Origin of the sequence: Streptomyces sp. NPDC006372, assembly GCF_040612515.1 — a bacterium.
Taxonomy (GTDB): domain Bacteria; phylum Actinomycetota; class Actinomycetes; order Streptomycetales; family Streptomycetaceae; genus Streptomyces.
On record NZ_JBEXQJ010000045.1, the window covers coordinates 1 to 14180 of the forward strand.

Here is a 14180-nt window from a genome sequence, read left to right on the forward strand (position 1 = left end):
GTCGTCCTCGGCACCTGCGCCGAGGACGACGACGAGCGGGCCGACGACGTGCGCTACGACCTCACCGTGCGGGGGGAGTTGCTGCCGCGCTGGGACGAGCAGCTCGCCCTGGCCTCCACCGACGGCGACCCGGACGCCGACATCGTCGTCAAGGTCCGGGACCGCTCCGACGGCCAGCGCTGGCAGCCGGAGCCGGTACCCACGACGGCGGGTTCCCTTTCGATCGAGGAGCAGGACGACCCGACGGCACGACAGGTGACCCTGCCGGACGGCCGGACGCAGTGAGCACGGAGCTCGGAGCCTGAGCGGGGCTGCGCGGTGGACACGCCGCGCAGCTCATCTGTCAGGCCGGGCCGTCGGCGAGGTCGGCCGGACCGATCGTGCTCGGTGTGGCGTGGCCCGACAGGGCCAGGGTGAGGTCGAGTTCGGCCAGCAGGCAGCGGATGACGTGCTCGACGCCGGGCCGGCCGTCGAGGCCGAGACCGTAGACGTACGGCCGGCCGACGAGGACGGCCCTGGCGCCGAGGGCGAGTGCCTTGAAGATGTCGTCGCCGGTGCGGACACCGCTGTCGAAAAGCACGGTGAGCCGGTCCCCGACGGCCTCCGCCACGCGGGGCAGCGCGTCGGCCGCGGCCACGGAACCGGCCACCTGCCGCCCGCCGTGGTTGGAGACGACCACACCGTCCATGCCCGCCTCCGCCGCCTCCCGGGCGTCGTCCGGGTGCAGGACACCCTTGAGGACGATCGGGCCGTCCCAGTTCTCCCGCAGGAACGCCAGGTCCGGCCAGGTCTTGGCCGGGTCGGCGAACATCCCGACGAAATGCATCACGGCCGCGTTCGGATCCTCGTGCACCGGCTTGGCCAATCCCGCCTGGAAGGCCGGGTCCGAGAAGTAGTTGGCCGTGCCGACGCCGTGCAGGAACGGCAGATAGGCCTGGTCCAGATCGCGTGGCCGCCACGCCAGCAGCGGCGTGTCCAGGGTGACGACGAGCACGCCGAACCCGGCCGCCCTCGCCCGGTTCAGGAAACTGCGGGCCACCTCCGGGTCCCTGGGCCAGTACAGCTGGAACCACCGCTCGGCGTCGCCCATCGCCTCGGCGACCTGCTCCATGGGTGTGCTCGACGCGGACGACAGGACGAAGGGCACGCCCTGGGCGGCGGCCGCCCGGGCCGCGGCGGTCTCGGCCTCGGGGTGCATGATCGACAGCACCCCGACGGGGGCCAGCGCCAGCGGAGCCGGCAGGGTCCGGCCCAGCACCTCGACCGACAGGTCCCGCTCGTGCACGTCCCGCAGCACGCGCGGCACGATCCGGCGGCGCTCCAGGGCCGCCCGGTTGGCTCGGGCGGTGCTGCCGTTCCCGGCGCTGCCCGCCACATAGCCGACCGGGCCGGGCCCGAGCCGCTGCTCGGTCAGCTCCTCCAGCCGGGTCAGTTCGGTGGGCAGCCGCGGTACGGCACCCGTCATCCCGTTCAGATAGATCTCGTACTGGAAGTCCGCCCAGTGCTTGCCCACCGTACGCAACCGCCTCTCGTCGTCTCCTCGTCGAGACCGTGCCGTCGGGCCGACGATACCGAGCGGTATGTGCGGGCGCGGATCAGGCCACTACCCGCTCCGGCGGCGCCCCCTCCGCGCGGGCCCGGTGACGGGACGGTGGAGCGTGGGGTGACGCGGTGGTGGGGCGGACGGCCGCTCGCCGGCGCCGGGATGTGCGGCGGCGCGCGGAAGCCGTCCTCTGGGGTAGTGCCGACCGTAGGACGGCGAAGACGATCTACGCCAGAGGACGGTTCATCCATTCTCGGCGTTGCCGGTGGACGAATCCTCCACTCATCGCTCATGACTCGCCGGAAGGGTGCGGAGCATGGTCGGGGTCCGGCTCCGCGTCCGGTCCCTGGGCCCGTACCCGATGCACGTGCTCGAGGGAGTCGCGCAACTCCGCGAGCCAGTCGTCGGTGTGACGCTGGACCAGGCGCACGCACCAGGCCAGCGCGTCGCTGCGGCTGCGGGCGACGCCGCCGGCGATCAGGGTGTCGAGGACCTGGCGCTCCGGCTGGCGCAGCCGCGTCATCACGGGCGCGGCCACATGCGTGAAGAGCGCGCGCCGCCCGCCGCAGTCCACGCCCCAGGACACCTTGCGGCCGAACCGGTGCTCGGCCTCCCGGGCCACCGCCATCCGGTCCTCGCGCGTGCGTTCACGGAACTCCTGCACCCGGCCTTCCAGGGCCGCCTCGCGTTCGGCGGCCGAGGCGTCCTCGGCCAGCCGCGGTCCGGGGATGCGGCCGACCACCATGATCTCCTCGCGGTCGACCGTGACCTCGGTCAGCTCCTCGAAGAGGTCGTCGGGGAGGCGGCCGGCGAACCAGCCGCGCAGCTTCTCTCTCTGCTCATTCGTAATCATGTAATGACGATTACTCGACCGGAGCATGAACACAAGGGGTTGCGAAGCGGTCGGCCGAGAGCGGAACCGGAATGTTTCAGGCCTATTAACGAACATGCGGGAATCGGCCATCTGGCCGCTTCATGTCCCCGGGGACCGCGCAGTTACGGGCTTCGGCCATGCGGATTCCGTAACTTCGCGCCACTGATTCAATACGCAAGGTTACTGAAACCCGTGGGGTCGATGTGTGTTTCGGCGGCGGACTCGGCAGACTCGCGCTCGCCGTCCCGGGCACCGATCGAGCACGGGCCGGCACACCCCGTAATCGAGCGGAAGGATGCACACAATGCGGAACACCGCGCGCTGGGCCATGACTCTCGGACTGACGGCCACCGCCGTCTGCGGACCCCTCTCCGGGGCCGCACTCGCCGACCCGGGTCAGGCCCCCACCGCGCTCTACGCCCCGTCGGCCCTCGTCCTCACGGTGGGCCACGGCGAGAGCGCGGTCGCAGCGACTCCGGAACGCGCGGTCACTCTGACCTGTTTCCCGAAGCCCTCCGGGACCCACCCGGTGGCCGGCTCGGCCTGTGCGGAACTGCGCGGCGTCGGTGGCGACATCCGCGCCCTGACCGCCGGCGAGGGTGCCGTGTGCACCAAGCAGTACGACCCGGTGGTCGTCACCGTCGACGGTGTCTGGCAGGGACAGCGAGTGTCCTACGAGCGCACCTTCTCCAACGAGTGCGTGAAGAACGCCCACGGTTCCGGCGTCTTCGCGTTCTAGGACCGGGATCGCGCCGTTCCCGTGAGGTACGGCGGTTCGAGGCTGGGGAGCCGGGCCGCCGTCGCGGGAACCTGCGATCTCGTACAAGGGGGCCGGCGGGCGGAGTGGGGCCGCCCGCCGGCCCCTGGGCGTTCCTCAGGCCGGTACGGTCACGCCCGGTCGCGGTGGCTCGTGTCGCACCACGGGTAGCGCCGGCTGCGCCGGCAGGTGCACAGGGCCACGCGGAAGCGGTCGGAGGTGACGACGGAGCCGTCCTCCAGCTCCACCTCCACCGGGCCCTCCATCAGCAGGGGGCCCTTGCGCTGGACGGTGACGCGGCGCGGAGCCGCGGACGGGTCAGACGGGGAGTTCGGCACGGATCACCACCAGCTCTTCCCGGTTCTCGGCGGAGGAGAGCAGCCCCCGCTCCCGCAGCCAGCGTTCCCGGCCGCGCAGCACCGGCCCGAACGCGATCCGCCGGCGGCGGGTCACCGCGGCCTTCAGCCCCGACGCGCGCAGCTCCTGCACGGTCAGGTCCGGGCCGCTGAGCGCGGACTGCACCAGCAGCAGCACCCCGCCCGGACGCAGCAGCCCGGGCGCCTCCCGGCAGATGCGGTCCACAACGAGCCGTCCGTCATCGCCCGCGTCCCAGGCCCGGGCCGCGCCGTGTGGCTCTCGCGCTCCGCCCGGGGCCGGCACGTAGGGCGGATTGGCCAGGATCAGGTCGAAGGACTCGCCCAGTACGGGATCGAAGAGGTTCCCGTGCCGGATGCGGACCGAGAGACCGGCCCGCGCGGCGTTGAGCCGGGCGGCCCACACCGCCCGCCGGGACACGTCCACGGCGGTCACGCACAAGCCCCGGCGTGCGGCCTCCAAGGCGAGGGCGCCGGTCCCGGTGCCCACGTCGAGCACCTCCGCGCCCGGGGGCAACGGCTCGTCGAACAGGGCACCAGCCAGCAGCTCGGTGTCCTCCTGCGGGGCGTACACGCCCGGGGGTACGAGTGGGTTCACGCCACGCGAGTACCCCGGCCATCAGGAGATATGGGCGGTTTCCCGGGCAAGCGGGGTGCGCAGTGACGAGCATGACGCACGCCAGTCGGCGAGCAGCCGGGCGCCGAAGCGCTCCTCGACGAACTCGGTGGCGTCGATGCCGAAGGCGACGTCCGGGGCGAGATGCGGCTCCCGCTCCAGCAGACCGCCGATGACGTCATGGCGTACCACCTGCTCGTGGACCGCGTCGGCCTCGACGTGTTCGTCGTAGAAGTGCTCGGCGGCCGCCCCCGCGCCGGTACGGCGCATCGCCTCGGCGAGGCGTCGCGATCCCGGTGACGAGGTGATCTCGACCGTGGCGAAATGGCCGACCAGAGCGCCTCTGAGGGCCCGGTGCAGGCCGAACAGGGACATGAGGTTCACCGTGACCAGGGCTTCGGCGGACGCGGCGTCGAGGTAACGGCCGTACGTGGTGTCCAGGCCGAGGTCGGCCATGAGGTCGGCGAACAGCCGGGCGTGCACACGGTCGGCGCGGCCACCGCCCCACTCGTCGAACTCCACCGCCGCCATCGCCGCCTTCGCCCGCCCCCAGAGCCGCGGCAGCACCCAGGCGTGCGGGTCGGCCTCCTTGAGATGGTAGAGCGAGCGCTGGGCCGCGTACTCCCGCACATGCCACAGGTCGCCCTCGTCGCGCAGGAAGTGGGTGACGCCGGTGCCGTCGACGGGCTCGACCAGAAGACCGGCCAGTGCCTCGTCCACACTGTCGTGGACCCGGGCGTCGGCGCGCAGGGCGGACAGGAAGCGGTGCTCCAGGGCCGCCCGGATGCGCAGCAGGTCGGGGTCCCACTCGCGATCGGGGGACACGCCCTCGAAACCGCGGTAGTGCAGCTCGTAGCACAGGTACAGGGCCAGCTGGAGGTCCTCCCCGTACACGGCGGCCCGGGCTACCTCCTCCAGGCGGGGCAGCCTGCCCGCGCCCCGCAGATACGACTCGACGCCGCTGCTCAGCGGCCCGCGCGGGGTGGGGAGCCCCGGCTCACGGGGTTCTGGTTCTTCACGGTCGTGCGCCATGCGCGCCGGGTACCCGGCCGGAGCCCGGGGTCACCCGCCCGCTTGGCACCGGTATCGAGGGGTACCCCGGCATGCCATGAAGGCATTGGTGGTCAACTGCACTCTCAAGAAGTCGCCGGAGACCTCGAACACCGAGGCGCTGGCGGGGGTGGTCGTCGAGCAGCTGGAGAAGGACGGTGTCAACGTCGAGGTCGTGCGGGCGGTCGACCTGGACATCGCCCCGGGCGTGACCAGCGAGCCGGTGCACGAGGGCGACGCCTGGCCGGGCGTGCACGAGCGGCTGCTCGACTCCGAGATCCTCGTCATCGCCTCGCCGACCTGGCTCGGCGGCCCGTCCTCCGTGGCCCAGCGGGTGCTGGAGCGGATGGACGCCATGATGTCCGAGACCGACGACCAGGGCCGCCCGGTCGCCTGCAACCGGGTGGCGGGCGTGGTCGTCACCGGCAACGAGGACGGGGCGCACCACGTGATCAACGAGATCACGGGCGGCCTCGAGGACATCGGCTACACGATCCCCGGCCAGGCGTGGACCTACTGGAACCAGGGGCCCGGACCGGGGCCCAGCTACCTCGACGCCGAGCGCGGCCACGACTGGGCGCGGTCGACCGGGCGGGCCATGGCGGCCAACCTGCTCGGCGTGGCACGGGCCCTGGAACAGCGGCCGCTCGGTCCGCCGCCGCAGTAGCCCGGGCCCGTCACCTACTGTTCTCCCTCGGACTCCTCCTGCGCACGGGTGTTCGGCGTGGTGGCGTCTCCGGCCTCGCCCCGGTGGCGGCGCTGCTCAGCGGTGTCCTGGGTGTGGTTCTCGGCGTCCTCGACCTCGCGCAGTACCTCCTCGAGTGCCGTCTCGGGCTGCTCGGAGTGGTCGCGGTGGTTGTGGTCCTTGTTCTGGGACACAGGTGTCTCCTTCCTGCGTTCGGTGCGTTCGTTCCTGTGTGCGGGACTTCAGCTGGAGGCGGTGGCGATGCGCAACGGCACCGGGTCGGGAAGGGCCGCCTCTTCGTTCTGGCGGGTGATCTCCGCCCACCAGGACGGACCGTCCTCTATGTGGCGCAGCAACACGCCCTCGCGGATCGCCCACGGGCAGACCGTGACGGACTTGATGCCGGTCAGCTTCATCGCGGTGTGCCCGACCACCGCACCGGCCAGGCTCTGCGCGGCCCGCGGCGCGGAGATGCCGGGCAGGTGAGCGCGTTCGGCGACGGGCAGCGCGGCCAGCCTGGCGATCGCCTCCCGCAGTTCCGCGCGGTGCAACTGCCGGTCCACGAAGGGGCCGTGGCGTCCGGGCGCCGCGCCGCACAGCCGCCCCAGCTGCTGGAACGTGCGGGAGGTGGCGACCGCGGTGCGCGGGCCCTCCCAGCGAATCCGCGCCGCGACGTCCCGCAGTTGGTGGCGGACCTTGCGGCGCATCGCCCGCACCCGCTCCGGCGCGGGCGGGTCCTCGTCCCCGAAGAACTCGTGGGTGAGCCGTCCCGCACCCAGCGGCAGGGACGCCACGAAGTCGGGCAACCGGCCGCGGCCGAAAGCCACTTCGAACGAACCGCCGCCGATGTCGAGCAGGGCGAGCGGCCCCGAACGCCAGCCCATCCAGCGCCGGGCGCCGAGGAACGTCAGTTCCGCCTCGACCTCGCCGGGCAGGGTGCACAGGGCCACGCCCGTACGGGCCCGGACGGTGTGCAGCACCTCATGCCGGTTGGGCGCGTTGCGCACCACGGCGGTCGCGAACGCCAGCGGCCCGGCCGCGCCCCACCGGGACGCGGTCCGGCTCGCCTCCGCGACCGCGTGCACCAGTTGTTCGACGGCCTGCTCCGGGACGGGTCCCCCCGGTGTGACCTGCTCGGACAGCCTGAGCCGCCACTTGGCGGTGTGCACCGGGAGCGGTACCCCACCGTCCGCGTCCGCGACCACCAGTCTGACCGTCTTCGATCCCACGTCCACCACGCTGATTCGCATGGCCGGTGGGTACCCATTTCCAGGGCGGACCAACGGAACGGCCCGCCGAGTACGCCGAAGATCGGCCAGGTGACGGCTCGCGTCAGGTCATCTGGCGTCGCACCAGCTCGTGCAGCCGGCCGTTCGTGTCGGCGAGGAGCTGCGCGGGCGGACCCTGCTGGACGACCTTGCCGTCCTCCATCACCACGACCCGGTCGGCGTCCATCACCGTCGACAGCCGGTGCGCGATGACGACCCTGCTGGCGTTGAGGGCCTTGGTGCTCTCGATGACCGTGCGCTGCGTCTCGTTGTCGAGGGCACTGGTCGCCTCGTCGAAGAAGAGGATGCGCGGCCGGCGGATGAGCGCCTGCGCGATCATCAGCCGCTGGCGCTGACCGCCGGAGACGGCACCACTGCCCGAGACGATGGTGTGCAGCCCCATCGGCATCCGCTTGATGTCCTCGGCGAGCCCGGCCATCTCCGCCGCCGCCATCGCCTCCTCCGGCGTGTACGGCTCGGTGCCGCAGATGACGTCCAGGATCGAGCCGGTGAACGGCTGCGCGTGCTGGAGCACCACACCGCACTGGCGGCGCACCGCCGACTGGTCGAGGGCGGCCAGGTCCTGACCGTCGTAGAGGACGCTGCCCGACAGCGGACGGTCGAAGCCGATCAGCAGGCGCAACAGCGTCGACTTACCGCAGCCGCTCGGGCCGACGACCGCGACGAACTCGCCCGGCCGCACCTCGAACGACACGTCGTCCAGGACCAGGGGGCCGTCGTCCGCGTAGCGGAACGACAGCCGCCGCGCCTCGATCCCGCCGGACAGCGGACCCGGCCGGGTGCTCGCCGTGCGCACCTCGGGCGTCGCGTCCAGAACCGGCCTGATCTCCTCGAACAGCGGCAGCGCGGCCACCGCCGAGACGAACGAGCCGGTCAGCTGGGTGACGGAGGTCAGCACCATCGTCACCGAGGTGTTGAAGGTGAGGAACGCGGCCGCCGACATCGAGCCCCGGGCCGGGCCCGCCAGCAGCATGAACATCAGCAGCGTGCACAGCGGCAGGTACACCGCGCCCAGCACCGTCGTGAGGTTCTTGATGCGGCCGACCTTCTGCTGGAGCTCCCGGCTGCGCGCGAACTCCGAGGCCCAGGCGGCGTACGCGTAGTTCTCGGCGGCGGCCACCCGCAGCTTGGGCAGGCCGCGCAGCGTCTGGAACGCCTGGTTGTTCAGCTTGTTGGAGAGCACGACCAGCCGCCGCTGCCAGCGCACCTGCCACAGCCCCAGCGCCAGGAACACCGCCGCGATGACGACGAGCATGCCGATCGCGGCCATCGCCATCGGCACGCTGAACCACAGCAGCAGCCCCAGGTTCATCGCCCCGACCGTCACCGACTGGGCGACCGTCGGGCCGACTCCCGCCAGCAGCCTGCGGATGGAGCTGATGCCCATGGCCGCGCTGGCCAGTTCACCGGTGGAACGTTCGGTGAAGAACTTCGTCGGCAGCCTCAGCAGCCGGTCCCACACGGCCGGCTGGAGCGTGGCCTCGACCCGGCCCTCCAGCCGCAGAATGGTCATGTTCTGCAACAGCATGAAGGCCGCCGACACCACGCTGCTGAGCATCACCGCCAGGCACACCTGCACGATCAGGTCCGTCTGCGCCTTCGGCACGAACTCGCCGAGCACCTTGCCGGTCGCGATGGGCACCAGCGCGCCGATCGCCACCGTGACCAGACCGCTGAGCAGCAGGCCCGCGAGGTCGCCGCGCATGCCCTGCATGCAGAACCGCAGCAGCCTGAGCGGGCTGAGACTCCGCTCGGGCAGCGGCCGGTAGAACATGACCGCGCGCGGCTCGAACTCGTCGGCGTTGGCCTTCTCGACCGGTGTCTCACGGCCCGTGGACGGATGGACCGCCACGTATCCGCCGCGGCGCCACAGCAACGCCACCGGCGCGCCCGACAGGGCACGGTGACCGACCAGCGGCCCGACGTTGTCCCGCCACCAGCGCCCGTCGAGGCGTACCGCCCGGGTGCGGACACGGGAGGCCAGGGCGACCTGTTCCACCGGGTCGAGGCGGTCGCCGCCGGTGCCCTTCTGGGCGGGCTCGGCGAGTGTGATCCCGGCGGCCTGGGCGACCAGCTTGCACGCCGCGTACGAGGCGTCGGCGTCGGCCGCGGTGGTCCGTTTCGACGAGCGCTTGCCGATGGAGGCCAGCAGTGTCTGGTCGGCCTGGGCACGCACCGCCTCGCCGGCCTTGATGCCCTCGGCGGTGCGCGTCTCGTGGGTGCGTTCCAGCTGCTCGATCCACCGGTCCAGCGTGGTCAGCAGCCGGTACTGCTGGTCGACCATGCTCTGCCACAGCGCCGGATCGATCAGCAGATCGGCCGCCGCCTCCGCGCCGTAGAGCGAGCCGTACTGCACGCTGCCGGGCGGCACCTGCATCCAGAACACGTCGTCGTCCGTGGGCGCGGCGGCCCGCTCGGTCGCCATCGGCGCCTGGAAGAGGATGGACAGGCTGCGGCCCACACCCAGCGCGAGCGCGTACTCCAGCGGACTCGTCGTCGGCGGCACGTACTGCGGGTTGCCGTACTCGTCGTACGACCACGTCGCGGTGTCGGCGGGCTGGTACAGCTCGCGCAGACCGATGCGGTGCACCACGCAGTCCCGCAGTGGGCGGGCCACCAGCGTGTGCTCCGGCCCGGCCACCGGGCCGAGCACCAGCGACCCCGCCTCCAGCCGGCCGAGGTGGTGCCAGTGGCCCTGCTGGCCGGCGTCGACCGCGAACAGGTCGACGGCGCCCGCCGCGACCAGCCACAGCACCTGCGGGCCCTCCAGGTCCAGGCGGTTGAACCCGGCGCAGTCCATGCGCGAGCCCATCTGCCCGAACGCGCCCAGGACGAGGTCGCCCTCGTGTCCCTCGTGAACGGTCGTCATCTCACCGCTCCCTGACCAGCGCGGCGTACGCGCCGCCGCGGGCCACCAGTTCCTCGTGCCGTCCCCGCTCCACGACCGTGCCGTGCTGCAGGACGACGATCTCGTCGCTGTCGCGGACGGTGCTGAGCCGGTGCGCGATCACCACACAGGCACAGCCCCGCCTGCGCAGGTTGTCCATCACGACCAGCTCGGTCTCCGCGTCCAGCGCGCTCGTCACCTCGTCGAGCACCAGGATGCTCGGCCGGCGCACCAGCGCCCGCGCGATCTCCAGGCGCTGGCGCTGCCCGCCGGAGAAGTTGCGCCCGTCCTGCTCGACCTTGCTGTGGATGCCGCCGGGACGCCGCATGACCACGTCGTACAGGGCGGCGTCCCGCAGCGCGTCCTCCACCGCGTCGTCCGGGATCGACGGGTCCCACAGCGCCACGTTGTCGCGGATCGTCCCCTCGAAGAGGAACACGTCCTGGTCGACGAAGGAGACGGAGGCGGCCAGCGCCCCGCGCGGAATGTCCTCGATGCGCTGTCCGTCGATACGGATCACGCCCTCCCAGGGCGCGTACAGGCCGGAGATCATCCGGGACACGGTGGACTTGCCGCTGCCCGAGCCGCCGACCAGCGCGACCTGCTGCCCCGGACCGACCGTCAGGTCGAAGCCGGTGAGCAGCGGCTTGTCGAGCGGGCTGTAGCCGAAGGTGATGTTCTCCAGCTCCACATGGCCCTGCAGACGACGGGTCGACTCACCGGATCCGGGCCGGCCGTAGAGCGGGTCGGCCTTGAAGTTCTCCACGTCCTTCAGCCGTGCCACGTCCGCCGCGAAGTCCTGGATGCGTCCCGCGACGCCGTTGAGCCGGGTCAGCGGGGCGGTGAACCGGGTGACGAGGGCCTGGAAGGCGACCAGCAGACCGACCGAGATGTGTCCCTCGACCGCCCGCATGCCGCCGATCCAGAGGATCAGGGCGCTGTTGAGGGTGGCGAGCGTCGGCGCGACCACACCCAGGTAGGCGCTCGGCACGCCGAGGCGCTGCTGCTCCTCCAGCGTGGTGGCGTGCTGCCCCGCCCACTTGCGGAAGTAGCCGTCCTCGCCGCCGGTCGCCTTCATCGTCTCGATCAGCTGCAGACCGGTGTAGGCGGTGTTGGTGAGCCGGGCCGTGTCGGCGCGCAGCTTCGCCGTGCGAGTGGCGCGCAGGCGAACGACGACCCGCATGGCCACGATGTTCAGCAGCGCCACACCGATGCCGACGAACGTCAGCTGCGGGTCGTAGGTGTACAGCAGCACCGCGTACAGGACGACCACGACCGCGTCCACGCCCGCGGCCGCGAGGTCACGGGACAGGGTCTCGGAGACCGCGTCGTTGGACTGGAGCCGCTGTACGAGGTCGGCCGGGCTGCGCTGCGAGAAGAACGTCACCGGCAGCCGCAGCAGATGCCGCAGGAAGCGGGCGCTGGACAGCGTGGAGGAGATGATGCGGCCGTGCAGCAGGTTGGCCTGCTGGAGCCAGGTCAGCAGGACCGTGAGCAGCACGCAGGCCGCCATCGACGCGAACAGCACGCCGAGCAGCGAGGTCTGGTTCCCGATCAGGAACTCGTCGATGTAGGTGCGGCTGAGCGCGGGCACCGCCGCACCGACCGCCACCAGCAGCAGGCTGGCCAGGACCGCGGCGGGCATGGTGCCCGCGGTGCCGCGCAGCCGGGCGGGCATCGCGCCCAGGACGCCCGGCTTGCGGCCGCCCCGGGTGAAGTCCTCGCCGGGCTCCATCACCAGTACGACACCGGTGAAACTGCCGTCGAAGTCCTCCATGGGGACGAAGCGGCGGCCCTTGCCGGGGTCGTTGATGTAGACGCCGCGACGGCCGAAGCGGCGGCCCATGCCGTCGTAGACGACGTAGTGGTTGAACTCCCAGAACAGGACGGCCGGCGACTTCACCTCGGCGAGCGCGGCCAGGTCCATCTGCATGCCCTTGGCCGTCAGGCCGTAACTGCGGGCCGCCTTGAGGAGGTTGCTGGCGCGCGAGCCGTCACGGGAGACGCCGCAGGCGATGCGCAGCTCCTCCAGCGGGACGTGCTTGCCGTAGTGGCCGAGCACCATCGCGAGGGAGGCGGCGCCGCACTCGACGGCCTCCATCTGGAGCACGGTCGGTGTGCGGACCGTCTTCGCCGCGGCCTTGGGCACCTTGCGCTTCGGCGGAGCGGCGCGGCGCCGGCTCCGTGGCTCCTGTGCGGTCGCGCTCATGGCAGCAGCCAGTCGACGGGACGCTGGTCGGCCAGCTTGATCGAACCCGAGGCCAGCGTCATGGAGGTCAGCTTGTACGGCGGTCCGTCCGCGGACGACCACTTGTAGCCGCTCTTCGTGGCGGACGACCTGTCCAGCCGGACCGTCACGGCCACCGGCCTGCCCTTCTTGGTGAACTGCTCGCCCAGCTGGCTGTCCCCGAGGAACGCGGCGATCTGCTGCGGGGACTGGGCGGAGCGGTCCACCGACTTCACATGGCCGCGCAGCACTCCGTACTCCTGGGTGGGCACCGACTGCACGGTCAGGTCCACGGCGGCGTCGTCGGGGATCGAGGCGGCGTTCTCGGCGGGGACGTAGACCGTCGCGTACAAGGTGTCCTTGGCGTGCGCGACCTTCTCGACGGCGGCGACGTTCGCGCCGGTCTGGATGATCTGCCCGACGGTCGCGGCGAGCGCGGAGACCCGGCCCGCATCGAGCGTGCGGACGACGGTCTCGCCCTCGGCCGTACGGACCTTCAGTACAGGGGTGTTCGCGGGCACCTGCTCGCCCTGCTTGGCGAGGACCGCGGTCACCTGGCCCGCGACGGGGCTCTGGAGGAGGTAGCTGCCCTGCCCGTGCGTGAGGATGGCGGGCGCGCTGACGGTGGAGGCCACCGAGCCGGTCACCGCCCACACCGAGGCGGCCGCCATCGCGACCACCGTCACCGAGAGGACGAGCCAGCCCTGCGGTCGGGCGAAACGCACCGGCAGGTCGAGTTCCTCCGGTGACTGAAGCTTGGCGAGGGCCTGTTGGCGGAACTGCAAGGAACTTCCCTCACCCGTAGAAGAGGTACGTACAGCCGTTTCAGGGGTTCTGGCGGCCGTAGCGGAGGTTCTTACGGAACCCGAAGAACCCGGAACCGCCGGCTGCGGTTCCGGGAATCAACGGCACAAGGGCTCGATCAGAGGCCGGAGACCAGGCCGGTGACCGGGGCCGTGTTCAGGCCGGTGACGCCCTCGACGGTGCCGACGGCGGTGTCGACCAGGCCGGAGACCGGGGCAATGCCGTCAACGGTGTCGGTGACGGTGTTCACGGCGTTCACGGACAGGCCGCCGGAGATGGCGTCGAGCTGGGCGTCAGCGATCTCGACGGTCTCAACCTGGGGGGTGGAGTTCATGATGGAACTTCCCTTCGTATGGATATCTCACAAGGGGGGAGCGGCCCCCTCTGGGGACAGATGACGGCCGCGACCGCGAGTGCCGGACTCCCGTTTCCGAGTGCCCTGTGTGGCCCCGCGATGCGAAGGATCAAAGCACGCTGCCGGTGCGCGCTTCCAATCAACCACCCGTCTCACCAGGCAACTTGCGCCCCAGCGGCACCGAAGCGTGCAGATGTGCGCACGCGACCGTGGCGAGTCCTTCACATGCGCCACGGCATCGGCTCATTCGGTCCCCTGTCTCTCGGGGTGGCGAATCCGGCACTCCCGCCCCAAAGGCGTGAGCCGCGCGGCGGGCGTGTGGATAACCCTCGACTCGGTGACCGGGTTGAGCATTCGATGTGCAGATTCGCTGAAGGTGGGATTCAACTCGGCGATCGCAACAGATCGCTTCCGGGCGGATACGGACCGTGTCGATTCGGGAGGGCTGGGGAGGGGCCTGCGGCTGAAAGGCCGTCATCCGGCCATGGGTGACTACCGGTCTGCAGCGGCCGGAGTTCCGGGCCCGCCTGTGTGACCAGGGCAGTCGCAGACCGCGCGGTCGGTGTGCGGGCGGCGGGAGTTGGCTGATTCCGCGATGCGAAGGGATCACTTGCAAACGGAATTGAACGCCCCACGCGGCCCGTGCGTACCAACAGCCATCCAGGCGCCCCCCAACTGCTGCCGGACGGCGGCACATACTCCGTCCCCCAGGAGGAGAG

Annotated in this window: 13 protein-coding genes and 1 pseudogene; 3 read left to right on the plus strand and 11 right to left on the minus strand. The window is 71.5% G+C overall.

The genetic code is table 11. The annotated features are described in order from the left end of the window. Positions 1-285, plus strand: a pseudogene (locus tag ABZ016_RS38260) (hydrolase); the annotation flags it as partial. A gap of 58 nt (positions 286-343) precedes the next feature. Here ABZ016_RS38260 and ABZ016_RS38265 read toward each other — a convergent pair. Together ABZ016_RS38265 and ABZ016_RS38270 are read right to left on the minus strand one after the other, a co-directional pair. Then, a complete protein-coding gene (locus ABZ016_RS38265; RefSeq protein ID WP_356921367.1) occupies positions 344-1513 on the minus strand; it encodes a lactate 2-monooxygenase in 1170 nt (389 codons plus the stop codon). Between the two features lie 319 nt (positions 1514-1832). Next, positions 1833-2396 carry a hypothetical protein gene (locus tag ABZ016_RS38270; protein ID WP_356921368.1) on the minus strand — a complete coding sequence of 188 codons (564 nt, stop codon included), beginning with the start codon at positions 2394-2396 and terminating at the stop codon, positions 1833-1835. A 325-nt stretch (positions 2397-2721) separates the two neighbouring features. Here ABZ016_RS38270 and ABZ016_RS38275 point away from each other — a divergent pair, with 325 nt between their 5' ends. After that, positions 2722-3156, plus strand: a complete 435-nt coding sequence (locus tag ABZ016_RS38275; RefSeq protein ID WP_356921369.1) for a protease inhibitor — start codon at positions 2722-2724, stop codon at positions 3154-3156. A gap of 149 nt (positions 3157-3305) precedes the next feature. Here the strand turns inward: ABZ016_RS38275 and ABZ016_RS38280 are convergent, their stop codons facing one another. Genes ABZ016_RS38280 through ABZ016_RS38290 form a run of 3 tightly spaced genes read right to left on the minus strand, consistent with a single transcriptional unit; the run spans position 3306 to position 5196 of the window. Beyond that, a complete protein-coding gene (locus tag ABZ016_RS38280; RefSeq protein WP_356921370.1) occupies positions 3306-3512 on the minus strand; it encodes a CDGSH iron-sulfur domain-containing protein in 207 nt (68 codons plus the stop codon). Next, positions 3493-4146 (minus strand): HemK2/MTQ2 family protein methyltransferase, encoded by a 654-nt coding sequence (locus tag ABZ016_RS38285; RefSeq protein WP_356921371.1) that lies wholly within the window; start codon positions 4144-4146, stop codon positions 3493-3495. Before ABZ016_RS38285 ends, ABZ016_RS38280 begins: the two co-directional genes overlap by 20 nt. Positions 4147-4167: 21 nt before the next feature. Then, entirely contained in the window at positions 4168-5196 is a 1029-nt protein-coding gene (locus ABZ016_RS38290) for an iron-containing redox enzyme family protein (RefSeq protein ID WP_356921372.1), read from the minus strand. 76 nt (positions 5197-5272) lie between these two features. Here ABZ016_RS38290 and ABZ016_RS38295 point away from each other — a divergent pair, with 76 nt between their 5' ends. Beyond that, the gene (locus tag ABZ016_RS38295; protein WP_356921373.1) at positions 5273-5881 is read left to right on the plus strand and encodes a flavodoxin family protein; all 609 of its coding nucleotides are present in this window, start codon (positions 5273-5275) and stop codon (positions 5879-5881) included. Between the two features lie 14 nt (positions 5882-5895). On the opposite strand, the gene ABZ016_RS38300 is transcribed toward ABZ016_RS38295, so the two are convergent. From ABZ016_RS38300 to ABZ016_RS38325, 6 genes are all read right to left on the minus strand, one after another. Beyond that, a complete protein-coding gene (locus tag ABZ016_RS38300; RefSeq protein ID WP_356921374.1) occupies positions 5896-6093 on the minus strand; it encodes a hypothetical protein in 198 nt (65 codons plus the stop codon). A 48-nt stretch (positions 6094-6141) separates the two neighbouring features. Beyond that, positions 6142-7149 (minus strand): Ppx/GppA family phosphatase, encoded by a 1008-nt coding sequence (locus ABZ016_RS38305; protein ID WP_356921375.1) that lies wholly within the window; start codon positions 7147-7149, stop codon positions 6142-6144. Positions 7150-7231: 82 nt separating this feature from the next. Further along, entirely contained in the window at positions 7232-10057 is a 2826-nt protein-coding gene (locus ABZ016_RS38310; protein WP_356921377.1) for an NHLP bacteriocin export ABC transporter permease/ATPase subunit, read from the minus strand. Between the two features lies 1 nt (position 10058). After that, on the minus strand, positions 10059-12284 hold the full coding sequence (locus ABZ016_RS38315) for an NHLP family bacteriocin export ABC transporter peptidase/permease/ATPase subunit (protein ID WP_356921378.1): 2226 nt from the start codon (positions 12282-12284) through the stop codon (positions 10059-10061). Then, a complete protein-coding gene (locus tag ABZ016_RS38320; protein ID WP_356921379.1) occupies positions 12281-13087 on the minus strand; it encodes an HlyD family efflux transporter periplasmic adaptor subunit in 807 nt (268 codons plus the stop codon). Before ABZ016_RS38320 ends, ABZ016_RS38315 begins: the two co-directional genes overlap by 4 nt. 137 nt (positions 13088-13224) lie before the next feature. Further along, complete coding sequence (locus tag ABZ016_RS38325) at positions 13225-13440, minus strand: hypothetical protein (RefSeq protein ID WP_003994898.1); 216 nt, start codon at positions 13438-13440, stop codon at positions 13225-13227. Positions 13441-14180 lie beyond the last annotated feature (740 nt).